The sequence below is a fragment of the Bacillus sp. ms-22 genome, from assembly GCF_009759805.1.
GTDB lineage: Bacteria > Bacillota > Bacilli > Bacillales > Bacillaceae > Bacillus > Bacillus xiamenensis.
On sequence record NZ_CP046653.1, the window covers coordinates 2068511 to 2093219 of the forward strand.

The 24709-nt window shown below is 41.0% G+C and carries 20 protein-coding genes and 1 pseudogene; 4 read left to right on the top strand and 17 right to left on the bottom strand.

Annotated features, from left to right (window positions below):
- The first annotated feature begins 96 nt into the window (after positions 1 to 96).
- The gene (locus GPA07_RS10850) at positions 97 to 639 is read left to right on the top strand and encodes an IseA DL-endopeptidase inhibitor family protein (RefSeq protein ID WP_008357856.1); all 543 of its coding nucleotides are present in this window, start codon (positions 97 to 99) and stop codon (positions 637 to 639) included.
- 32 nt (positions 640 to 671) lie between these two features.
- Here GPA07_RS10850 and GPA07_RS10855 read toward each other — a convergent pair whose 3' ends face one another.
- From GPA07_RS10855 to GPA07_RS10925, 15 genes and pseudogenes are all read right to left on the bottom strand, one after another.
- Positions 672 to 1520: an STAS domain-containing protein gene (locus GPA07_RS10855; RefSeq protein WP_071169120.1), complete on the bottom strand. Its 849-nt coding sequence runs from the start codon at positions 1518 to 1520 to the stop codon at positions 672 to 674.
- 143 nt (positions 1521 to 1663) lie between these two features.
- Positions 1664 to 2098: a NucA/NucB deoxyribonuclease domain-containing protein gene (locus tag GPA07_RS10860; protein ID WP_083381144.1), complete on the bottom strand. Its 435-nt coding sequence runs from the start codon at positions 2096 to 2098 to the stop codon at positions 1664 to 1666.
- 180 nt (positions 2099 to 2278) lie between these two features.
- Positions 2279 to 4300: a glycosyltransferase family 39 protein gene (locus GPA07_RS10865; protein WP_008357861.1), complete on the bottom strand. Its 2022-nt coding sequence runs from the start codon at positions 4298 to 4300 to the stop codon at positions 2279 to 2281.
- A gap of 253 nt (positions 4301 to 4553) precedes the next feature.
- Positions 4554 to 7697: a bifunctional cytochrome P450/NADPH--P450 reductase gene (locus GPA07_RS10870; RefSeq protein ID WP_157292518.1), complete on the bottom strand. Its 3144-nt coding sequence runs from the start codon at positions 7695 to 7697 to the stop codon at positions 4554 to 4556.
- 21 nt (positions 7698 to 7718) lie between these two features.
- Positions 7719 to 8297, bottom strand: coding sequence for a TetR/AcrR family transcriptional regulator (locus GPA07_RS10875; protein WP_008357865.1), 579 nt, complete (start codon positions 8295 to 8297; stop codon positions 7719 to 7721).
- A gap of 230 nt (positions 8298 to 8527) precedes the next feature.
- Positions 8528 to 9238 (bottom strand): DUF421 domain-containing protein, encoded by a 711-nt coding sequence (locus GPA07_RS10880; RefSeq protein ID WP_157292519.1) that lies wholly within the window; start codon positions 9236 to 9238, stop codon positions 8528 to 8530.
- A gap of 63 nt (positions 9239 to 9301) precedes the next feature.
- Positions 9302 to 11518 (bottom strand): RNA ligase, encoded by a 2217-nt coding sequence (locus tag GPA07_RS10885; protein WP_157292520.1) that lies wholly within the window; start codon positions 11516 to 11518, stop codon positions 9302 to 9304.
- 314 nt (positions 11519 to 11832) lie between these two features.
- Positions 11833 to 12741 carry a DMT family transporter gene (locus GPA07_RS10890; protein WP_008357871.1) on the bottom strand — a complete coding sequence of 303 codons (909 nt, stop codon included), beginning with the start codon at positions 12739 to 12741 and terminating at the stop codon, positions 11833 to 11835.
- A gap of 136 nt (positions 12742 to 12877) precedes the next feature.
- Complete coding sequence (locus GPA07_RS10895) at positions 12878 to 13600, bottom strand: LutC/YkgG family protein (RefSeq protein WP_157292521.1); 723 nt, start codon at positions 13598 to 13600, stop codon at positions 12878 to 12880.
- Positions 13597 to 15021 carry a LutB/LldF family L-lactate oxidation iron-sulfur protein gene (locus GPA07_RS10900; protein ID WP_071169126.1) on the bottom strand — a complete coding sequence of 475 codons (1425 nt, stop codon included), beginning with the start codon at positions 15019 to 15021 and terminating at the stop codon, positions 13597 to 13599. The genes GPA07_RS10895 and GPA07_RS10900 overlap by 4 nt, the downstream gene beginning before the upstream one ends.
- 21 nt (positions 15022 to 15042) lie before the next feature.
- A complete protein-coding gene (locus GPA07_RS10905; RefSeq protein WP_008357879.1) occupies positions 15043 to 15759 on the bottom strand; it encodes a (Fe-S)-binding protein in 717 nt (238 codons plus the stop codon).
- Positions 15760 to 15986: 227 nt separating this feature from the next.
- Positions 15987 to 17582 carry a M48 family metalloprotease gene (locus tag GPA07_RS10910; protein WP_157292522.1) on the bottom strand — a complete coding sequence of 532 codons (1596 nt, stop codon included), beginning with the start codon at positions 17580 to 17582 and terminating at the stop codon, positions 15987 to 15989.
- A 314-nt stretch (positions 17583 to 17896) separates the two neighbouring features.
- A complete protein-coding gene (locus GPA07_RS10915; RefSeq protein WP_071169128.1) occupies positions 17897 to 18748 on the bottom strand; it encodes an SDR family oxidoreductase in 852 nt (283 codons plus the stop codon).
- 135 nt (positions 18749 to 18883) lie between these two features.
- Positions 18884 to 19297: an Rrf2 family transcriptional regulator gene (locus GPA07_RS10920; protein ID WP_071169129.1), complete on the bottom strand. Its 414-nt coding sequence runs from the start codon at positions 19295 to 19297 to the stop codon at positions 18884 to 18886.
- 48 nt (positions 19298 to 19345) lie between these two features.
- A pseudogene (locus GPA07_RS10925) lies at positions 19346 to 19820 on the bottom strand (VOC family protein).
- 160 nt (positions 19821 to 19980) lie between these two features.
- On the opposite strand from GPA07_RS10925, the gene GPA07_RS10930 reads away from it, so the two are divergent.
- A complete protein-coding gene (locus GPA07_RS10930; RefSeq protein ID WP_157292523.1) occupies positions 19981 to 20424 on the top strand; it encodes a DUF2188 domain-containing protein in 444 nt (147 codons plus the stop codon).
- A 166-nt stretch (positions 20425 to 20590) separates the two neighbouring features.
- On the opposite strand, the gene ku is transcribed toward GPA07_RS10930, so the two are convergent.
- Positions 20591 to 21439 carry a non-homologous end joining protein Ku gene (gene ku, locus GPA07_RS10935; RefSeq protein ID WP_071169131.1) on the bottom strand — a complete coding sequence of 283 codons (849 nt, stop codon included), beginning with the start codon at positions 21437 to 21439 and terminating at the stop codon, positions 20591 to 20593.
- 115 nt (positions 21440 to 21554) lie between these two features.
- Here ku and GPA07_RS10940 point away from each other — a divergent pair, with 115 nt between their 5' ends.
- Both GPA07_RS10940 and GPA07_RS10945 read left to right on the top strand, forming a co-directional pair.
- On the top strand, positions 21555 to 23420 hold the full coding sequence (locus GPA07_RS10940) for a DNA ligase D (protein ID WP_157292524.1): 1866 nt from the start codon (positions 21555 to 21557) through the stop codon (positions 23418 to 23420).
- A gap of 34 nt (positions 23421 to 23454) precedes the next feature.
- Positions 23455 to 24150: a YoaK family protein gene (locus GPA07_RS10945; protein WP_008361892.1), complete on the top strand. Its 696-nt coding sequence runs from the start codon at positions 23455 to 23457 to the stop codon at positions 24148 to 24150.
- Positions 24151 to 24190: 40 nt separating this feature from the next.
- Here GPA07_RS10945 and GPA07_RS10950 read toward each other — a convergent pair whose 3' ends face one another.
- Entirely contained in the window at positions 24191 to 24424 is a 234-nt protein-coding gene (locus GPA07_RS10950) for a hypothetical protein (RefSeq protein WP_008361894.1), read from the bottom strand.
- Between the last annotated feature and the right edge of the window lie 285 nt (positions 24425 to 24709).

The following is a 24709-nucleotide window of genomic DNA, read 5'->3' on the forward strand; positions in this document are numbered from 1 at the left end:
TAAAAAAACATTTTTGTTTCACTCTTGTAATATCACTGTAATTATTGTAACATTTGTAACATAAGAAGTTTTCATTGAGAAAAGGAGGCAATCGCCTTGAAAAAATTATTTGTTTTATTAACCGCTATTATGCTGATGATCTCTTTACAAACAACAACACTAGCCGCTTCCAAAAAAACTGCCACTCTGACAAATAAAGAAGCGTTACATATTGCCCTTGATGCAAGAGAACACTTTTGGAGTGCTATGTCAGGCTACAATATTAATGAACATTCAGATTACAAATTAAAATCATTTACTTATAAAGACATGACTTACAACTACCTGTCTAAAACATTAGATACAAAGAAAAAATTAAACGACTATCTATCTCAAGTTTTCACAAAAGAAGCCATCACTTATGGTTTAAAAGACTATCAGTTCATTGTTCATAATGGAAAAATGGCTGTTCCAGTCGGTGACGGAGACAACATGCTCGATTGGGATAAGGCAACACCAAAACTTGTGTCTAAGAAAAATACAATCCGCACATACGAATTCACAGTCCCAACCCTTGATGGTCGCACAGTAAAACGCACTGTCACTTATGAAAAAGTAGAAAATAATTGGAAAGTAACAAAAATTGATGCTGTGATCTAAAGAAAACCAGGCCCTTTTAACAGGCCTGGTTTTTATATTGGTGAAAATTCGGTCATCTGGTTTAAGGCGTGAGCAAGTGATGATGCCGTTTGAAATTCATTAAAAGGAAGTCCGAGCTGCACAGCTGTTTGAGCAATTTCTGGTCTGATGCCCGAAATAGTCGTTTCAACCCCGATTAACCGCAGTGACGTGACAAGATCAAAAATTTGATGTGCGACCATTGTATCAATAATAACGACACCAGATAAATCAATGCACAAATGCTGAACACCTTTTTGCGAACATTGTTTTAATGTGTTTTCTAATATGATCTTTGCTCTCGCTGTGTCAATGTCACCTACTAAAGGCAAAAGGGCAATATGGCTTTTTAACACAATCACAGGAGAACTCAGCTCATAAATCATTTCTCTTTGTGCAACGAGCTTTTTGGTTGTATTTTTCACATATTGTTGGATGAACACATGAATGGACATGTTAAACGCCTCGGATATTAAATCATACCAATAAAAGATTCGGTCAATATCAATATCACCTTGATACTGTTTAATAAATTTTTTTAAATAATGAAGGACCACTCTTTGATTGGACATATATTCTCTGACGACATAATCTAATGGCGTATTTAAATGCTTCGGGTCACTTGCTAAGTCTTCAGACCATTTTTTAAACTTCGTATGTAAATACGACTTGTCTTCAATAAGAGCGCGTATAAAATGCTGATAATAATCTTGATTTTGTCGTTTTAGCTCTGCTATGATGCTGGAATCCGTTGAACGATAAATCGATTCTGGATCATCATCCTCAATGGATTCATACCATGTCTCAGTCAGTTCTTCTGCATGTTCCATGAAAAAATCGTATAATGCACGGTTCTTTTCCATAAGCATTGTTCCCTTCACATGTTCTTCTTGTCAGTCTTTGTATCTTAGATTGATTGTACCACTGAATCTTTTGTCCTTGCTAACTCGAATACGCTCTGATTGTAAACAAAAAAGGCCCCTCGCCGAGAGCCTCTTGCCGAAGTTTATTTCACGATAAATAAAATTCTTTTCCCGTCAGGATATCCGCTAATTTGATGTCCGACCCATGAGCCAGCTCCTCTATTATCTGATGGACTGACATATTGAACGCTTGCACCTTTTCCACCTTCAAGACAAACCGCCATCGGCCATTCATCCCGGTCAAAGCCAGGTTTAGTAGGAATTCCTTTTAACGATTCTTGCCTGCGGGCATCTGCCCCGTTTCGGTCAATCGTACACACATCTGAATGCCCTTTCCGAATCGCTTCTTGAATGTGACCGCCTGTTTCAGGATATCGTTCCATTGGAAATTGAATGACATGATCATATCGATCTGCACCCTTTGCCGCCTGATTCTCACCAGCCCCACCTAATAACGCACCTATCCCTATCACAAAACATAGGACGACAGCAGCAATCCAGCCTCTTCTCATCATCAAAAGCTCGTGACCTCCTCATACTTCTTCTAAAGAAATGATCGTGACTTGAAGGAAATGAGTCATTTTAAATGTATGAGTGGCTGAGTGTTGACATGTGAAAAAGATGAACTGAAGCTGCCTGCCGATCAATTGAACCATAAGAAAAGGCGAATGATTGAGAAATCATTCGCCTTGCATCATTTAGGATATTCCATCTACTCTATATAATGTTTCATTTTGTGAAGACATGCCTTTCATGCCAGAGGGCATCCCCTCTGTAGTGGATGAGGATTGGTCCTTATACTCTTCTGATGAGATGGCTGTACCATGTGATTTGATCCAGCTGACCAAATCGCTGTTACCTGATGACTGATTGTCTTGTAATAAAAAGTATTTCACTTTCCCTTGTTGAATAAGTGTTTTTAATTTCTTTACAGTCAAAATGGGATCCGTCCCATTAAATCCGCCTAGAGCCATCACATTTTCATCTTCGTCAATGATATATGGCGCTGCGGTAACGGTCGTCAGCGTCGCAAATAAATACGTTTCACCTGTTTGATGAGCCTTTAAATAAGTGAGTAGATCCTGATCAACGCTAGATGTAAACATATTCCCTCCATTTGAACTAGCCAGCTGAACACCGGCCTCAGGAAGAACACTGTTCCCTCCATATATAATAGGCGTTGCAGACCAAAAACCAGGAATTAGCAATAAGGTTGTCATTGCGATGATCATCAACCGTTTTTTGATCAATTGTTTTTCTTTATACATGAGCAATAAGATGGCGATACTCACACCTGCAATCGCAATTGTATACATCCAGACACTGCTTATTTGTGTCGTATAATTGCTCAAAATATATCCTTGGAAAATACCTGTAACGGCGATGGCCGCTGGAAGCAGATAAGCGGATATTCCTTTTTGTGACGTAAATAACTCACCCATCTTCTTGGCTCCTATACCGCATAGTGCAGCAATTGGCGGGGCAAGCATAATGAGATAATAGTGATGGAAAAAACTAGCAACACTAAAGAATCCAGCAGCAGGAATCAACCATGCTGTCCAAAATAACGTTTGTTTCCATTCATTTACTTTCCATTCATTTACTTGAGATTTCCGGTCCCTCCACCAGCTGATGATCATTCCTAACAGTCCAAATAAGGCGAACGGCAGCATCCAGCTGATTTGTCCTGACAATGCAGATTGAAATAAACGGAATACACCTGGATTCCCAGTTCCATACATATTCATACTTTGACCACTAACAGTATTGCCCGGCGGAGTTCCACCAGCTCCCCCCTGATGAGGTGGCATCATTTGATTCTGTGATGGTGGTTGCTGATTCCTATTTGATTGATCGTCTGACGTTCCACCTACCCCTGAACCGTCTGGCATCATAGCACCTGCTTGCTGATTCATCTCACCAAAGGATTTGCCAGTTGTCTGTCCAAGTAAACGCTCCGTGCCGTTATAACCAAAGGCAAGCTCTAACACAGAATTCGTTTGACTGCTTCCCACATATGGACGTTGACTTTCAGACGTCATGTCAACAGTAACTGCCCAAGATAAAGACACGCAAGCAAGTACTACCAGTGAGCACAGGAGAGATAATATTTTCTTTTTTAGCGGTACGCGAGCAGCGATAACATAATAGAAAATAAATGCTGGAAGAACCATATATGCTTGGAGCATCTTCATATTAAACCCTATGCCTATTAAAACGAAGGCCATGATTAGCCAGCGAAGCTTCCCGCTTTTGACAGCACGCATTAAGAAATAAGCACCAGCGAGTAATGTGAAAACGAGCATACTGTCTATATTGTTGGTTCTGCTAACTGCTGCCGCAATTGGCGTGAGAGCCATGACTGCCGCTGACACCCTCGCAGCCCCTTGACCAAAGACCGGTTTTATCATGATATAAAGAAGAAGAACCGAACCAATGCCAGCAAGCGCCTGCGGCAAAATCACACTCCATGTATGAAAGCCAAAAATAAGTGCGCTAATGGTTTGAATCCATAAAACGACGGGTGGTTTATCAATTGATACGAATCCAGATGCATCAAATGAAGCGTAAAAAAAGTGATGGAAGCTTTTGGACATACTTTTGACAGCGGCTAAGTAATATTGATTGGCACTATCATTCTGCCAAATTTGATAAGTGTAGAGAAACGCTGCAATAAGTAAAATGATGATCAATATGCTATCTATTTTTCTAATTTTCACTCATATCTCTTCTTTCTTTTTCATTTATTTCATTTAGCATAGCTTCTAAATATGAAAAAGTGATGAATAAAAAAAGAAACTTTTTTTATTACGCTTTCGCATAGTTGATAAATTCTAAAAAAGCAGCTGTCGCTTTTGAATAACCCGCATGATGAACTCCGACGATGAGGTGTTTTGTATCTTCCAACTATCCATTCTAGCAATCGATCTATCAAAACAGAAAAAACCGCCAATTTGGCGGCTTCACTGTTTGTCAGCTCCATACATCTTTTACATACCTATTGTCTTTCTCAAGAGAAGTCAGCCATTGCTCAGCTGTGTCTTTCTCACACTGTTTCACCGTCATGTACAGGTCAATCAGCGCAGCTTCTACGTCTGGTGCCATGACTTTTCCATCCCCGCAAATATACAGATAGGCACCTTGGTCAAGCCATTCAATAAGCTTGACGCCATCCTTTTTGATTAAGTGCTGAACGTACACTTTATGCTCCTCGTAACGAGAATAAGCACGGTGGATGGTGACAAGTCCTTTTTGTGCTGCAAGCTGCATTTCGTCATAATACAGATCATCTTCATGAGGATGACGGCAGCCAAAATAAAGATGAGCTTCACCTAGCTGCTTCCCTTCATTATGCCACTCTCCCCTTGCCTGGATAAACCCTCTAAAAGGAGCGATTCCTGTTCCTGGCCCGATCATGATCATCGGTATTTCAGGGGAAGGCGGCAATTCGAATCCTCCTTGAGCTTGATGCAGGAAGCAGGCCACTTCTTCTCCTTCTTGGAGGCCGCATAAATAGTTTGATGCGACGCCTGCGTATTCTCCGCGCCCGCTCCATGCTTTGCCTTTTACAACAGCTACAGTGATACTGAGCCTCTTTTCATCTACCTTTGGCGAGCTGGAAATTGAGTAATAACGCGGCTTTAGGCCTGGTAAAAGGGCTAGGAAATGATGAAAGGGCAGTTCGCATGCTTCATATTGTTCTATTAAATCCAGCATGGTCACACGCTTCTTTAATATAGCTTCTTGATAGATTTCTCCTGCCATCTGTTCAAGCTCAATACGGTGAGGCGGGCAAACCGTATATTTTGCAAGCTCTCTTAGCTGGGTACGTGTCGCAGGCTCTTGAAGCTCTACATGTGAAGCCAGTAATTCTCTGATTTGAATTGCCTGATTTAACGGCAAGTGACTTGCTTCTTTTGCAGAAGAGAGCATGATGTGCTGCTGAGGATCTAGTTTAAAACGATTGGTCACACGCTGAACGAGTGCGGCACTATTTTTCGGCACGATCCCGATATGATCTCCTTCTTTATATGGTTTGCCTTCAGGTAATTGAAGTTCAATATGCCTTGTTTGGCGAGCGCTTTGTTCAGATTGCAATTCACGATTTTTCAATACAACAGCTGAAAAAGCACCATATGTTTTTGCCACAGGACGTTCGACCAGCTCATTCGTATAGACAACTGATAGGTCTGGACTTTCCTGACTTTTCTCTTGCAAGGTTAAATCGAATTCTTTTGCAAGGTCTTCAAAGACCGTCTTCTGGAAGATTTCTTTATCTTCATCCATATCACCGCCTGCATCGCCTTCGCCTATATCAGTCAGACGCTTTGCTCCTTTTCTTTCAAGTGCTTCATCAATCAGACGAGGGATGCGCTGATACGTACTTGCCCAATTTCGATCCCCGCACCCAAAGACTGCAAATGTCACGTTTGATAGATCCTGCTCCTCATCCTGCGTCACCCAATCCACAAATTGTTTCGCATCGTCAGGCGGATGGCCGTTGTATGAAGCCGTTACTATTAAGACAGCGCCTGACTCTGGTAACTTTCCGGTATAATCATCAAGTGGTGCAGTTGTCACGTCAAACCCTTTTGCTTTTCCGTCTTCAGCAAATTCGTTTGCCATCTGCTTTGCAGTGCCAAGATTTGATCCATACAAGATGAGTAGCGGCGTCCCATGACTTGCTACCTTTGATGCAGCAGATGCGGTGCTTTTTTTCGGTTCTTCTTTCGGAGGCGCCATAAAGAATTGCTGCTTTCTTGGCCGCACTTTTATTTTAAAATCTTTCGGCTTAATGGTTAGGGATTCTTTTAAATCCAGTTCATACGACGTATGATCAATCATTTCAAGATTGTGCAGGACCATCGCTAGAACCATCGTCGCTTCATGAAGTGCGAATTGCATACCAATACATGCACGCTGCCCATTTCCGAACGGTTTATAGGCATGCTGCGGAATCGTTTCAGGATGCATAAAGCGTTCGGGCTTGAATTCTTCTGCATCCTCTCCCCAAACCGCTTGATCCCGATGTAATTTAGGAAGCAGCACGCTGACACTTTGATTTTTTGCAATCGGATATTTTCCTCCAATCACTGTGTCTTCTTTCGCATAAAGGGAGAAAGAAGGTGCAGTTGGCCAGAGGCGCAGTGCTTCATTTAAGACCATACGCGTATAGCTAAGCTTTTGCATCTGCTTAAATGACGGCAGCCCGTCTTGCAGCACGTCGTCCGCTTCTTGTACGGCTTTTTTTAATTTGTCTGGATTCTTGAGTAAGAAATAAATCGCAAATGACAAAAGTCCGCTTGTTGTTTCATGACCTGCTATTAAGAAGGTAATGATTTGATAACGGATATTTTCATCTGATAGACGCTCACCTGTTTCAGGATCCTTTGCGTTCAGCATGAGGGACAGCAAATCATCGCCTGTTTGATCTTGTGTTTTCCGTTCTCTAATTATGTCATCTACTAACTGCTTCATAAAATCGACATTTTGCTCAAATTCTTTTCTTCTTTTGATCATTAATTTATCTGCGATCGGCAATCGGCTCGATTGATCCATCGCTTCGTTTAAACCTTTCAGCATGCTTTCGATAAATGGATGCTGGTTTTCCTTATAAAAGCTGTTAAATCGAAAATCAAAGCCGCATAGCCCGATCGTATCTAAAGTGAGCTTTGTCATGTCTTCTGCTACTTCAATTTCTTCATCTCGGCCGGTTCTTTGCCATTTTTGTACAAGCTGCGAGGCAATATCAAGCATCATCTCGTGATACCCTTTCATTGCTTGCTGGCTAAAAGCTGGCATTAATATTTGATGAGCTTTTCGCCAGTTCGGCTCTTCAGTCCAGCTTGTAAAAAGGCCATCCCCTGCAAAGGCTCTGGCTTTATCGAGACTGATCCCAATATATTTATCAAATCGACTCTCATCACACACTTCGCTGACAAGCTCATGGCTTGAAACAAAAATACTTGTTTGACCAGTAAATTCAAACTGAAAAATCGGCCCTAAATCATCTGCCAAGCGCCAAAAGGTTTGAGAAAGCTCTCCCTTTTTTAAAAGGGGAATATTTTTTAAAGGTCCGTATGTTTTCGGTTTTGGAATGATTGATGTTTGATGCATATGCCCACTTCCTTTATTTCTTTAAGTTGCAACGCTAATGGCGCGCCATAAGCATTCCTCAATTTCCTCTAAAAATTCAATGGTTGGTTCTTTTTCCTCTGCAAGAATCTGTTTATGAAGCTGGACAAAAGCGCCAAATACAATGGATAAAATGGTTCGCCCCGATAGATTCGGATGTATCCCATCCTTCTTGCCTTCTTCAAAGATGAGGAATAGCTCATTTAACAAATGCTGCATTTTCTCTTTACTCGTCTCATCTAAGTAATGTGATCGTTTATCAATTTCTAAGAAATAAAGGCCACTTGGATTCTCCTTTGTAAAGCGCACCAAGCAATAAAAAACATGCTTAAAATAGGCCCTGATACTTGATTTTGGATCTGGACTGTTTGTGTTCATTTTGTCGATAAATGCAGTGAGGCTTCGCTGGTACAAAATGTTCACGAGTGCTTCTTTACTATCGAAATAACGATAAATGGTTCCCGCTCCAACGTTGGCTCTTTTTGAAATCATCGGCATCGTGGTGCCATCAAAGCCTCGTTCAATAAATAAGTCAAGTGAAGCCTTCATAATCTGCTCCTGTTTATCAGTCACTGCGGGCATTTCATCCTCTCCTTTTGGATTTCGTTAGGAATGAATGTTCATTCCGTTCGATGTATATTATATTGATATTCTAATTCCTTCTATTTATACTTAAACATACTTATTTTTCTTCGTCACTACATTTTCTGAAAATAATAATAATTAAGAAATCGTACCTAGTCAGATGGCATCCAAAGGACTTATAAAGATGAGCAGGTTTGTGACTTACAGGTGTCCTCAGTACTACATGCTCATTCTTGGTCAATTGGAGAATGAATGTCATCGTCATATGTATCAATATATAAGCTGCCATTACTTGAACGGACGGCATATACCACGTCTTTTAAAGACAGCTGCCTTTTTTGAAGTTCTTCATGTACCCACTGCTCCGTTAATTGGTTTTCATGGATGTTTTTCAAAATGAGCTTTCCGTCCATAATGACTTCAATTGGCATGTAACGCTCTGCTTTCATCCACAAGTTCAGATCTTTTCGCGTGACATGATCAAATGAAGGGTATTTTTTGACTGACATATGTCCATCTGTCTCGATCATCGCAAATTCAACTTCACTAATATCAAACACATTCTTTTCTCTGAGCTGCTGGTTTAAATAATCAAGTGTATATCTCATTCCCTTCATATTCTCTTCAAGGATTTTGCCATTTTGAATCACAAGCGTTGGTTTACCGGCCATAAATCCTCTCATCTTCCGGCTTCTTAAAGCCAGCAAAGAAATGACATAAATAATGATAACAAGAGACACAAAAGAAATGGTTGTGTGATGAAGCGGAAGCGTGGTATTAAACGCCAGGTTCGCCGCAATTGAACCTAAGCTGATAGCTGCAATAAAATCAAAAATATTCATTTGCGCAATGGTTTGCTTTCCAAGAAGACGAGCTCCTCCAAATAAAATAGCAAAAGCAAACATGGTTCGAAGAATCACTTCAATATGATCTGGCATTTAAGCTTCCACCTTTCCATTTCATGAAAAAAAGCCTTTCTTTAGAAAAGACTCTTTTTTAGACTATGCATTTATTCCGTCATTATTCAAATGGGCTGCATCAGTTTGCTCAAATTGTGAACGCAGCTCAATAATTGAGCAGTTTCTCACATTCACTGGATCTTGCTTCAGCAGCCACGTATAAAACCTTGCTTGCTCTGCCGTTTGTAAAGCCTGCATATATTTATGCGTGGAGCGTTTCTCGGCAACACGCTGTTTAACGGCGCGCATCTGCTTCCAGAAATGATAATAAGGAAGTTTTAGTTTCGTCATAAAGCCGCGGTCATCCTCAATGACATAGCCCTCTTCTTTGATTGAGTTGTCATGTGATACAGATTGATACCATTTATAAAAAGACGTCCAATCATGAAACACTGCCACTTCCTGTTTGCAGCGCATGCCAAGCTGTTCACTTAGTCTTTTCACTTCAGCAAATGGCGCTTTTTCATAGCTCAGCTGACGCTTTACAATATCCAGTAAAATAAGTTGGTCATGATCATATGAGATAATATGTGGGTCTTTCTCTGGCAAAATGACTTCAAATACAAGAGATACATGATGGTCACGAACGTATGATTTGATATAGTCGACCTGCACATCATCAAAGGTTTTATAAAATAATTCTTCGACCCAAACAGCATGCTGATTTTTCTTCACATGTGATGTATACGATTTGGACGTAAACACCAGCTCATCTTCTAATTCGTTGAATCCAACCGTTCCTAAGTATCCATTTGCTTTATCATAGACCGTAACAGGAAATTGAAGGTGATTGACCAAATGCTGCATTTTTGTTTCAGGACGCTCATCAATATTAAAAAATTTATTGTAACTTCTAGACACAATCTGCTTTGAAGTCATATTCACAAACAAACCTCGTGCCTTGACATTTACGCCATCCCATTGCCGTTCACTAAAAGCCTTCTTCGTGAAATTAAAGGATGAAATATCGTGTGGCAGCTTTAATTCCTGTACATATTCATGCTGGTCTAAGTGCGCTAAAAATTCCTCAAGCGTCATATCTGGTTGAACAGAGACCGCTTGCTTTTTTTCAGATGCTCTGTAAACAGGATTATCAATTTCATGTGTCTCAATCCCGTCAGCTGTGATTTTTAACACACGCAGCTGTCCGCCAAATTCAACCTGACCTTCGAGGTTATAAGACCTTTCTGCCGCTTGTATAGGCAGTCTGTATAAATTGCGATGCCCGTGAATTTGAATGATGTCTAATCCAGCTGTGTTTTGAACGAATAAGTGGTCAATGTCATCTGAATATTCACCAACTCCGTGAACGAGCTGCTGGGTTGAGACATGAAGAAGCTCTTCTGGCAAATGAGCGAGTCCGCCATGGGTGACAAGATATGTCTGTCCGTGGTACGTAAAATAAGTAAGCTGATGAAATGTTCTGACAAACTTTCTTACTTCCTTTAGATCAAAATCTGCTGCCTCAATTTCAGGCGCAGTATGCCGATTAAACATGTTGCTTCTTACTTTTTCTCCATGTGCAAACCGGTAAAGGTGCTGATCATGATTTCCTTCAATTACAATGACATTTCGGCATTCTCTATGCGCAAGCATCCATGCTAAAACTTCCTTGTTTTCTATGCCTCTATCAAGCAAATCACCTGCGAAAATATAAAGCTCGTTTTCTTTAATGTCTCCTTGCAGATAAGTATGCAAGGCTGTATAACACCCATGAATATCACCGAAGACATGAACCGCCTCATATTGATCAAAAGCTCTAGGCTGATAGGTCATCACGAGCGGATATTCCTCAGGCTGTAAAACGGTCACCCATGACGGGACCTTCTCCGTTTTTAACCGTTCATTCATTTGATACAACACCGTCTCTTTCACCACTTTGTGCGGTTCTCGTGAGCGATTTTGTAGCAGGGCTGTTTCAAGAGGAACTTGGGTAAAATCGACGACATACACTCTGTAACGATACGAAGTGGCTAATGACTTATATTGAGAAATCGACTTACTTGTGACATGTGTTGCGTCAATCACAGTAAAGTCTCCGCGTTCCATTCGGGCTGTGAGCAATTCAAATAATAAAGACCAGACTTTATGATCATGTTTGCTTGTAATTTCCGGTTTCCCATTGACTGATAACTGCGGCGGCTGGGTTAACAGACGGATCTGATCAGCTGATAATGTATATGGCTCTAAGCCTTGCTCTTTGATCCATGTTGATTTACCTGCACCTGGTAGGCCTCGTAAAAGGACTAAAGTTCTCATATTGGTTCTCCTTTAATGAGTGATATTTCACCTATTATAGAGAAATTATGGATAAATATCAATCTTTTAATGATTATGGTAATATATAGATAGAAAAAGGAGATTTTATACACGTCTCATGAAGAGAGTCTTGTATTCAACACGGGGGATATCCTATTTCAGATGTTCTCTCTTTTATTCATCGCATTTATCGTGACCATCCTAGTCATCGCATTTCGAATGATAAGAAGAAAACAATTAGAATTGAAGAAAGTCGAGACGAGATGAAACAAAGTCATTGAAAAAAATAATTGAAAAGAGTAAAAATCCGGGGCTTAACCGGATTTTTTTGTTTTCATTATGATTCCTTGACGCTGCTGCATCAAAAAGAAAAAGACACCTAACAGGACAAGAAGACCACCGAACATTTGTAGCAACGTAACTTTCTCTCCGAGCAGGAAAACAGCCAGTATCGTCGCTCCGACAGGTTCACCGAGAATACTCATGGAGATGGTCGTCGCATTCACATAGGTTAACAGCCAGTTATTAATGACATGGGACATGGTAGGAATAATGGCGAGCAGGATAAAAATTCCCCATTCTTTCTCTGCATAGCCTGTGAATGGCGTATGCTGAAGCAGGTTAAATAAAATTAAAAAAAGACCGGCAAAACCAAACACACAAAAACTATAAATCCAATGAGATATTTTTCTCACAGCCTGTTGACCTATTAATAAATAACAAACAACTGCAATCACACTTAGAAAGGATAATATATCTCCTGTGATGGCCTTCTGGCTATGCCCGATATCTCCCCATCCAATCATCAGTGCACCAACAATTGCCGCACACATTGTAAATATGGCGGACTTCGTTGTTCGTTCACGGAAAATGAGAAATCCGCCTAATAATGACACCATCGGCTGAAGAGCGATGATGATCGTAGAGCTTGCCACTGTCGTCAGCTTCAGTGAGCCAAACCACAAGACAAAATGGAGCCCTAAAAAGAAGCCTGACATACATAAGAAAAACCAGTCTCTGCGCTTTATCGAGAGAAACTCTTTTTTTCTTGGAAGGATAAACGGCAGCATGAGAGCCGCCGCAAACAGCATTCGATACATACTTAAAATCGCAGCAGGAGCACTTGACCATTTTACAATGATTGCAGAAAACGAAATGGCAATAATGGATATCACAAGCGGTACCGCAATTGACTTATTTGGAGCAGTTGTTTTCATTTCCATCAGTAAGCTTCCTTTGCATCAGCAGTAGATGACCTTTCACCTTTTATGTCGTCATCTTACTATGTCCATTCGCCTAGAAGCAAGATGATTTTTTAAAACTTGTGAAAGAGTAAAAAGGCTTTCATCACAAAAGCCCTCATTCATCAACTATTAATAGATAAACAGCTCGAACCGGACCATGAACACCGACCACTAAATTCATTTCAATATCGGCAGAATTACTCGGACCTGATATAAAATGAATGGCTCCTTTCGCCCGCACCCCCTCCTCAACTGAGCGATGAAGAGCCGAAACGGCGTGAATCATTCTTGGAACAATCGTGCTTTTTTCGATACAAACGATATATATCATTGGTAAAAAATGAAGCGCTCTCCCTTGACCATGATGGGATGAAAGGACAACTGTGCCTGATTCTGCAAGTGTGTAATCACTGAACACAACTGCATATTTCGCTTGTTCTGCCAGCCTTAGATTTTCATCTCTTGTTGCATCTTCCCCCCAGCTCGTGACGGTGATTCCTTCTTTTTGCAAGCCTTTCAACATAGCATCAAATCCGTATTGCGAAAAACGACGATCGCTCGACGTCATCACAGAACCTTCTCCATACTCTGTCATCAATAATCGGAATAGAGAGGGTGCTTCATCTGGCGTTGTTTCTAGCACTCTTGTGTGAATTTGCTGACATTGCTTCTTCAATTGCTCCACCAATTCTTCTTTAGACAGAAATTCGCTTGTTTCCCAGTTGACTTGATGTTTCCATACTGGACGCTGAATAGATGTAGGCGCAGAGGAGCCTTTGCCTAATTGCTGCTGGATATGAGCTAAAAACGTATCTCGATGAAAAATGGTTCCTTTCATTGCCGCTCCTCCTTTTGTTTCTTTTTAAACCAATCTCGAAATCTTTCTTTACTTGGAGCCGGGAGATCACGAATATCTGTCCAATTCTTTAAAGGACCCACTCCTTTTGAAATCTGTCCGTTTGAAGCCATACGATTCATCAAAACAGGGGCCGCTTTTGTTCCGAATTGATACATGGCGGGAGTCGATGCCCCCATTCCGAACATTTTCATGGCCATCATTTCCGCTTTAGGCGCTCTCCCCTCTTTTTCAACGATGACTTGTCGATGTTTGATTAATAATTCATGAAGGGGAATTTTCACTGGACAAGCATCCGTACAGGCTGCGCAAAGACTTGATGCAAAAGGGAGCTCCTCGTAGTCATCATAGCCGCCAAGAAGCGGCGAGAGAACAGCACCGATCGGACCCGGATAAATTGAGCCGTATGAATGTCCGCCTACATGCCGGTAAACGGGGCATACATTGATACAAGCCGCGCAGCGAATACATTGCAGTACTGGCTGAAATTCCGTCCCTAATATATGTGACCGTCCGTTATCCACAATGACCAAATGAAATTCTTCTGGCCCATCAACTTCTCCTTCTTCTTTTGGTCCTACGACAGAGATATAGCTTGTTAACTTTTGACCGACTGCGCTTCTGCACAAAAGACCAACAAGGACATCTAGTTCCTCCATCGTTGGCACAAGCCGCTCCATCCCCATGACTGCGATATGTGTCTTTGGAATGGCCGTGACAAGATCCGCATTCCCTTCATTCGTTACAAGACAAATCGAACCGGTGTCAGCCACAGCAAAGTTACAGCCCGTTACACCAATATCTGCTTCAAGAAATTTTTCTCTTAGCAAAGCTCTCACAAATTTCGTCATTTCTTCAGGGGTCTCTGACATGTCGTATCCGAGCTTTTCATGAAATACTTCCCGTATTTGTTCTTTCGTCATATGTAGAGCCGGTGCCACGATATGTGAAGGAGGTTCATGATCATCTACCTGCAAAATATATTCTCCTAGATCACTTTCAACGACCTCACAGCCAAGCTCTTCAAGCGCTTGATTCATTGCAATTTCTTCTGTGACCATTGATTTTGATTTCACGATCTTTTTGGCCGCTTTTTGTTGTGCCACATCTTGAATATACGCTGCTGCCTCTTCCTTTGTTTTTGCAAAAAAGACATGACCACCACGTTCACTCACGCTCTCGCTTAATTGATATAAGTATTCATCAAGGTGTGCAAGTGTATGCTGTCTGATGTCCTCACCAAGCTCACGCCACTTTTCCCAGTTTCCAAGCTCTTCACTTGCAGTCATCCGTCTTTTATACAGGCGCTCCTGTGCTGAAGAAACAGCGCCTCTCATCACAGTGTCTTCTAATCCTTCTTTGATCCGCTCTTTAAAAGCCTTCTCTCCAATTTTCATACTCATGTGCCGTTCCCCCTCTTTGTGTCAGCGGCTATTTAGAACTTCTGCGATATGCATCACTTTGATTGGCTTATGAAGACGATTCAGCCTTCCGCCGATATTCAGCAGGCATCCACAGTCAGCACCAATGATATATTCAGCGCCCGTTTCCTCAATGTTTTGTACTTTTTCGTCGACCATCTGCTCAGAAATGGGTGCCATTTTAACAGAGAAGGTCCCGCCAAACCCGCAGCAATTTTCTGCGTGAGGCAATGGTTCCATCTCTAGATCTTTGACATTTGACAACAGTGTAAAAGGCGCTTCCTTCATTCTAAGCAGTCTCGTCATATGACAGGAGGTGTGATAGGTAGCTTTTCCTTTCAGACTCGCACCTACATCTGTTACGTGTAATAGATCAACAATAAATTCCGTTAATTCATACGTTTTCGCAGCAAGCGCCTCAGCCTGCGCTGACCACACTGCATCTTCTTTCAAAAGATGAGGATATTCTAAAAACATCGCCTTACAAGAACCTGATGGTGTCACGACATATTCAGCTGATTCAAAAGCTTTGATCATGTTTTTTGCTGCTTTTATGGTTTCTTGTTTATAGCCGCTGTTAAAAGCTGGCTGTCCGCAGCACACCTGACTCTCCGGAAATTCCACTTCCACACCGAGCCGCTCTAACACCTCAACTGTCGCCTTTCCTACATGAGGCTGGAGGGTGTCAATTAAACAGGTAACGAATAAACTGACTCTCATTGGCGAACTTCCCTTCTTCTGCTGCACTTGATTTCAAATCTGGTCATCTACTAACTAAATCATTAACCTTCATTTCATTTTAATCCCAATTTTCTGAAATTTCAATGCAGTGATTTGTCTAAAGTTTGGACATCATCCCCTGATTGCTGCAGCAAAAAACGCCCTTTTGACCGGGCGTTTGAGAAAGTTTAGCTAGAGTATGCCAGCATGTGTAAAACTCCTTCAACTTAATTGGTTTTCTTTACGTAATCAATTCGTTTTTCGAAAGATGGATGGCTTTCACGCCATTCAGATTTTCTTCCATCATCTCCATCTTCTTCAACAAGGGTGCTTAATTTAATCAAAGTATGGAGATACAACGTTTTATTATGAAGGTGGGAAACAGCAAACTTATCAGCCTGAATCTCAAATAACCGGCTGATTTTCTTTGGCAGCCATTCCGTTATGAAAATCATGATAATGATCCCTATTGGGAAAATAAATATATATTGCCACCATCCATTGGCAAGCATAACCTGTCTGGCGTAATACATACTGATTCCCATCAGTAAGGTAACCATTAAAGTTAGGAAAATGGTAAAATGCGCGTGTTTTAACTTCACGTGTCCCATTTCATGATATAAGATAGCACGAATCTCCTCTGTTTCAAACTGATCTAATAACCCTTCGGTCACATACAGATTGACTCTTCTTGTAAATGGAAGTTGAAATGAATATACCCAGGCATTCACATCATGTTGTGAGTCTTTTTTTATCCAAATAGTTACCTTTTGGTTCGTCCTATACTCAATATCTTTGCGAATGTTCATAAATTCATCCGTATGTAATACTTCATATTTATTGATTATTTTTTGAATGATTGAGTAGCCAATAATAAATATGGTTACTAGAGCGACGTACCATGCACAAAATAGAAAAAGATTATCCATGATGTTCGCTTGAAACGACAAAGGAAGGAATAAATAAGTCCCGAAATAAAACAACGATAATGTGACGGCACCAAACAAAACGACTTGCTCCCTACCATTCATGAAGAATGAATCTCCTAACGTGCCTTCATGTCCTTCTAATTCTTTAGGTGAATCCTTTGTCGTATACTCAAATGAATAAGCTGTTAATAAGACTGACAGGAAACAAGGCACAAGTATAGAGAGAATGATACTTAAAACATAAGATCCTGTTATTGATAGCACGTACCCCATTAAGAAATAATAATTTAATCCCAAGGGAAGAAAAATGGCTAGAACAAAAGGAATAAATAGTGTGAATAGGTTTTTCATAGATTCATGAAGGTTAAAAAATAAAAATAATAGAGCAGGCAAAAGGATTCCAAGCAAAGTCATAAAAATCACAAATATAGCACTATGCTTAAATTCAGCTTTTACTTTAGTTGTTTCTGTTAGATTGGTTAGGCGATATTGAGAGAAAAAAGGATTTTGCGATACCTGTTCCATCTTGATCATATCATCATGAATAGGGGCAAAACCCCTTCTTAAAAAAACCACTGCATTGTCCTTCATTATTTTGCCTTTTTCAATCGTGCTGAGTCCATTTTCAGATGGAATCTCTGTGAAATTTATTTGCTTTCCCCCCAATTGAAAGGCTGCTTCTGAACGACCTTTGGAGTCACCTTCTTGATAGGTTAACAAAAACTCACCCTGAAAAAGAGAATGGGAGATGAATACTTTAGGAGTGTTTACTTTGTTCGAGTCAAGTAGAACAAATGGCGAAACAATTGCTGAACGGGCACCAACTTCAATCAAAATGACGATTATTGTCATAATGCTTGCAATAAGATATGAAAGGGAGGCTTTTCGTAACATTTCATCACATCCTGCTGATTTAAAGGATTAAAAAAGTTAAATGACTGAAGCTAATCATTCTGGTATTCAACTATTTAGTAAGAAAGGGATCATTATGGTCATCCATTTGCTAGAATTACTTATCAGAATTTTAACATCTAAATACATAATTATACACCATCAACAGACAAATACATCTATATTTTCTAAAAAATAGTTATAGAAGAGCTGTCTCATCGCTTAATAGACCTGAAAATTCTTAAGATTCTCAAGTAAACTTAATTAAGGAAGTTGAATGAAAAAAACGCCCTTTTGACCGGGCGTTTTTTTGATGTTTATTTTGAAATCAATTCACTGATTGCTTCTTCAATAGGTGTTAAAGAGCGGCCTAATAATGTTTCGAAATCATTGCTTTCGACCGCTAAGGCACCATCACGAACTCCACTTTGAATGGCTTTGAAAAATGGAACAACTTCTTTCGGTACACCATTTGAAGCTAAAAATTCTCCAAATGTGTCTACATCTATTTTTTCTACTTTGATGTCTTTACCGCTCACCTTACTGACCATTTGTGCAAGTTCAGTGTGCGTCCGAAGCGGTCCTGACAATTCATATATGTCTTTGTCATGTGCCGGCAGTGTTAGCGCATTGGCTGCCGCTTCTGCATAATCATTTCTCGTAGCCCAGCCGACTTTTCCTTCGCCAATAGGACTTAAAAATGGCGCACCGCTGACTGACGCCAGAATCGTGTCTTTTTCATTTTCTAAATACCAATTGTTCCTTAAAAATACATGAGGAATGCCAGAGGCCAAAATGGCTTCTTCTGTTTTTGCATGATCACTTGCAAGGACAAGCTGACTCTCTCTTGCATTCGCCACACTTGTATAAGCAATAAATGACACATTTGCTGCTTTTGCCGCTTCGATGGCCGCTGTATGCTGCTTGACGCGATCTCCATCAGCCGTTGAAATGATCAAAAGACGGTCAACTCCTTCAAATGCCGATTGCAGTGTGTCCGGCTGAGTGAAGTCACCTTTACGTACATCCACCCCTGCTTCCTTTAAATGCACTGCTTTTTCTGGATTTCGAACACTGACCGCAATTTGTTCAGCTGGTACTTTCGCCAGCAAATGTTTGACAACGAGCGATCCAAGTTGACCTGTTGCACCTGTCACTAATAATTTCATTTGTTTGACCTCCTCATTTTTCTTTAGGCGGTGATGTTTCATGAAAGGAACATGCAGCGTCTTAAATGATAACATCCGTTATAATCAGAATGGTTACAACAAAGGTGTAAAAAAAGCTCCGTTGCATGAGCTTTTTTATTCCGCCTCCGTCAATAATTGCTTAATCGTCACTTGCTTTAGGTGTTTCTCAAGGGCTGACTGTGCTTCTTTAAGTTCTTGCCGCAGTCTCGTATCCATGGCTTGACCAATTGGACATGCAATGACTGGCTGATGAAAGTTAAATAGCTGTTCATCTGCGCTTACATCCACAGCCCGGTACACATCAAGCAATGTGATAGCCTCTGCCGGTCTTTTTAAATAAGCACCGCCTACTCCGCGGCGAATCTCAATCAGACCTGCTCGCTTCAGCATAGCCATTATCTTTCGCACAATCACAGGATTTGAATTGACACTTTCTGCAATAAAATCTCCTGTGCACTCCTTTGGAACACCCGCAATAAATGACAAAATATGAACAGCAATCGTATACCTGCTGCTAATTTGTTTCACAATCCTTCACCACCGTTGTAATCAATATAGTTACAATGAAGGGATTTGTCAATCAATAAACGGATTTTTCTTTCTTACCCAATCTTTATATGTCATCATGTCGTTATTTTCTACTGCATCAATTTCAAGCGGTGCTATGCATTCAAGCAGATTTCCATCTGGATCAAGAAAGTAAATAGCAGCATGAAATTGTGGCGGATTATCGAGAACTAGAGGCTGCTGCTCTTCCGAAAAGCCAAACATCGGATGAATGCTGATCCCTTTTTCTATCAGCCAAGCTTTGATCTGTTCAATGCTGGATGTTTCAATTTGAAAAGCTACATGTCGAGTCGCTGGATGATATGGGATAGTGGACATATCGGCCTTCCATATGCCAAGCCAGGTCTTTCCTTTCTCAATCCATAAAAATGCCACTCTTTCATTTTCATAAGCAAGCGTTAATTCCAATTTTTCAAAAAAAAGAAATGGATGCCTTGATATCACTGACAGGTAAATGTGCTTCATACAAGCCTTTCATCATCATTTCTATCACTCCTTTACTCCCTTCTATTTTGCGGGAATTGAAAACATTCTGCCTCAGCAAAACGATGTATTTTATCCCAGCCATTTGGTTGAAATGACTTGTATGTTTGGTTCAATCGTGATGCGGGAAATTGCTCAATTAAAAGGAAGGAGCGTCCGCTATGCCTTGGACAATGAACGATGATCCTGATTCATTTCAATCGCTGGAAACAGTCGTAAGAAAGAATGCGCTGGAGATTGCCAATAAAATGATGCAGGAGGGCTATGAAGAAGATAGAGCCATTCCAATTGCGATCAATCAAGCAAAAGAGTGGAAAAAGAATGCCGCGAAGAAAGAAATGGAATATTTTTGCTCTCATGGTTCTGTGATGCCTTCAAAGAAAAGCACCTCTGCAAGACCAGAGCTCATGGACCATGCGCAGCATGTCGTGAAACATGATGAAGGCTGGGCGGTTCAAACTGAAAAAGCGAAGCGTGCAAGTGAGGTGAAAGACACGAAACAAGAAGCAATTGACCGAGCGAAAGACATCTCAACGAAAAAAGGCACATCTGTTGTCATCCACCGTAAAGACGGGACGATTCAGGATGTGATTCGGCCAAAATAAGACCGCCCTTTGGCGGTCTTAGCGTGTAGACAAACCCTCGCATTCTTTGTCAGTCCTGCGTGCCTGTGCTCACGAATATCAAATTCGCTCCGCGCCGGTACTCGTCTTTCCTAGACTTCAAAGGTTTTCTATCACGCTGGAGAGAAGACAAAGGGCGCTCTTTGCTTTATGCATTCTTTTCTTTTTTAGCGGGTGCTTTTCTTTTCTTAGGTGCTGCTTTTTTCGTTTTTGCCGGTTTTGATCGATCGATCGAAGCCTGCAAAGCGGCCATCAAATCGGTGACATTGGCTGAAGCATCTTTTTTGCCCGTCGTTTCTGGCTGCACCGTATGCTCTCCAGAGATTTTGTCTCCAATTACATTCATCAGCTGCTCTCTATATTCATCCTGATATGCGGCTGGATCGAACGTTGTGGTTAACTGCTCAATTAAAAGGAGCGCTGTATCTAACTCTTTCTTCACAATGTTTTCCTCTTGAGGGATATTCGGAACGTCTGATACTTGTCTAATTTCGTCGGGGAAATGAATGGTTTCCATTAGTAGAATATGCTCATAGCACCTGACGATTGCTAACTGCTCCTTTGAGCGGATCATGATCTTGGCTACTCCGATTTTCCCCGATTCTTGTAAAGCCTTTCTTAATAATGAATAAGCCTTCGCTCCGCCGGTATCTGGAGATAGAAAATAACTTCTTTCATAATAGATGGGGTCGATTTCTTCTATTTTCACAAAATCAATGATTTCGACGGCTTTTTCTTCATTTTCTTTTCGCAGCCTTTCGAGCTCTTCATCATCCAATTCAATGAACTTATTTTTGGCATACTCGTACGCTTTTACAATTTGCTCTGGCGCTACCTCCTCGCCGCAATTGGCACAAACCTTTTTGTAGTTAATCGGTGTATGGCATTCTTTATGCAGCTGCCTTAATTTAATATCTTTGTTCTCTGTAGCGGTAAACAGCTTCACTGGAATATTGACCAATCCGAAGCTAATTCCGCCCTTCCAAACTGTATGCATCGTGATGCCTCCGTTCTTTTCTCCTTACTATGTAATGTTTTCATTAGACTTATGTATGTTTATGAAAATTTCATCCCACTCTAAGAACACATGAGTCAAGGAAGTGAAAAGCACAATGAAACCGATGCGATTAACGTCCGCACAAGATGTTCCTGCTGGTGCAGACTGGCTGTATGAATTAAAATATGACGGCTTCAGGGTTATTCTTGTATGGGAAAAAGACGAGATCCATTTAGAGAGCAGAGCTGGAAAACGTTTAAACGAACAGTTTCCTGAGGTGAAGGATGCATGCGAGCGATTAAAGGAATCGCTTGCTCCTTTGTTACCGCTCACTCTGGATGGCGAATTGGTCTTTTTACTGAGTGAACAGCAAAGCGATTTTGCAAAGGTTCAGCAAAGAGGCCGGTTGAAATGCAAAAAAACCATTCAAATGCAGGCGGAGCGTTTTCCGTGTCACTTTCTTGCGTTTGATTTATTGAGATTTAAAGGCAAACCCCTCGTCCATTTACCGCTGATTGACAGAAAAGAAGCTCTGAAGAAAGTATTCCAAACGGCACAACTTCCACCATCTATTCAATTGACTCACCCTTCCCTCCTTCAGATCATTAAAACTGAAAGGCATGCTGAATATGCAAAAGAGCTAATGACGACGTATTTAGCAGAGGGGCTTGTAGCGAAAAAGAAGACGAGTCAATGGCAGGACAATATCCGCTCAAAGGAATGGCTGAAAATCAAAAATTGGCGGTATGTATCTGTGATAGTGACCCGATTTAATCAAGACAATGGCTATTTTCAAGGATGTCTTTATCATGAAACGGCTCTCAAAGAGGTTGTCCAATTCAAGCATGGTTTTTCTAAAGAAGAAGCACAAACCCTGCGCGCGTTATTTCAAACGAAAGGCCATTTGACAGGGGCATCACAATATGAACTCCCGCCATCTATTGTCGCAAGTATTGCCTGTATCTCCTTTGATGGTTCAGCCTTACGAGAGCCCCGTTTTTCTTCGTTTTTACTTGATGAAGATCCAGCCACGTGTACATTTCAGCACATGCTCAAACAGCTATATCCGCTGCCAGCCATCATTGACGTCACTCATCCAGAGAAACCGATAGTACCTCTCCTTCATATCACCAAGGAAGATTACTTACTTTATTTGAGACAGGCAGCTCCCTATTTATTACCCTTTTTACGTGAAAGACGCCTTACTTTAATTCGGTTTCCTCATGGCATTGGAGGAGAATCTTTTTATCAAAAGTCAACGCCCGATTATGCGCCTGATTTCGTTGAGATAGATCAAGCTCATGATATTTCTTACACGGTCTGTAATGATCCTAATACGCTACTTTGGCTCGGCAACCAGCTGGCAATGGAATTTCATATCCCTTTTGAAACAAGAGATACCGATCGACCGGTGGATATTGTGTTTGATTTAGATCCGCCATCAGTTAAAGAGTTTCACCTAGCGGTAGAAGCAGCCAAACGAATCAAGGCCATTTTAGATGGACTCTTTCTCACCGCATTTATTAAAACAAGCGGCGGGAAAGGACTGCAAGTTTATATTCCATTAAAGAAAAATGCCTTCACATATGAAGAAACTAGACAATTCACCGCTTTTATATGCCAATTTTTATGTGAACAATCACCAGAGCTATTTACTTTGGAACGTCTAAAGAAAAAACGCGGCAATCGTTTATATTTAGACTACCTTCAGCACGATGCTGGAAAAACAATCATCGCCCCGTATTCCCCAAGAGGAAACGAGCTTGGACTTGTTGCGACACCGATTGAATGGGATGAATTAAATGGCGAAGAATTTCACCCTTCTTTGTTTACAATGCCAGCTGTCATTGAGCGCCTAAAGGAAAAAGGCGATCCATTTCGGCCAATAAGGCATCATGTGAATGATGCTGCTTTTAGACAAGTCTTACATCAGCTACAAGATATTTTTCCAGCTCATATAATGGACATACGCGGTCATTAAGCGTTACACTTATTCATTAGAGAGAAGGAAAGGGATGACCATTTTGACCGCACACTCATTTCGAAACATAGCACTAATCTTCTTATGTCTTTCCGCAGGAATTGTAGATGTCATTGGCTATTTAAGTCTAGGACATGTGTTTACAGCGAATATGACTGGGAATATTGTGCTGCTTGGCATCGCAGCAGGAAGTTCATTGCAGCTAACAGCTTTACATTCCATCACAGCACTGAGCGGATTTGTTTTAGGTGTTTTATTAGCCGTTGTCATTGGCGGGAAACACGAGAAAACATTTTGGCCAAAAGCCGTTACACGCATCTTTATCATAGAAGTGATCATTTTGCTTTTATTTGCCCTCATGGCCATTTTTCCTTATACACAGGGTGCTTATTTTATGCTAATTATCCTTTTAAGTATGGCGATGGGCCTGCAGACAGCTGCCGCACGTAAATTAAATGTTGCTGGCATTTCTACAACCGTACTAACGAGTACGCTCGCTAACCTGTTTGAAGATTTGGCGCAGCGTCTATCAAATCGAGAAAAAAGAAGAGCCCCCATTGAGCATGTGAGCTTGATGCGAATTGGATCTATTGTCTTTTACTGCCTAGGAGCCGCTTTAGCTGCATACGCGGACACCTTCGATCCGTTTATCATTATTTGGCTTCCTATCGCTATTTTAGGTGTGATTATTATCACTGCTGCATGCAAGCAGCTTCATCAATTGAAATAGCCAATCACTATTTGGCTATTTCAATCACATTGATCATCCATTAATAACTCCTCACATAAAAACCAGGAGGACGTCCCATAATGAACGTTGAGCCATACGGATATCCGGAAAATGTCCCGAATCCCCCGTATCCGGGAAAACCACCTAAACCAGAGAACACACCTGGGCTGACGTAATACCCGCCAAACCCAATATGAGTGCCAACCGGCCCGATATGTGCTGCCCCTCCGCTAAAACCGCCTCCATGAAAACCTCCATATGCCCGTGGGTCCATACAATCACCTGCCTTCAGCTTACACCTCATCTCATCATATGCGTGACAAATGGAGCGGTGTTTCCTCTTTTGTAACAATTTCTATGTACAATAGACCAATTTGATAAAATTTGAATGAAAAGTCCTGCAAAAAATTAAAATAAGCAAAGAAAGGTGACCTTTTTAACTTGTTGCTCTGCCCTATGTTTATTTAGAATAATGGAGCAGGTAACAAATTTGCACACCCCCTTTGTTGCGAATACTTCTTATTAAACGTTCTTGCAGCGTTTAATAAGAAGAGCCTAT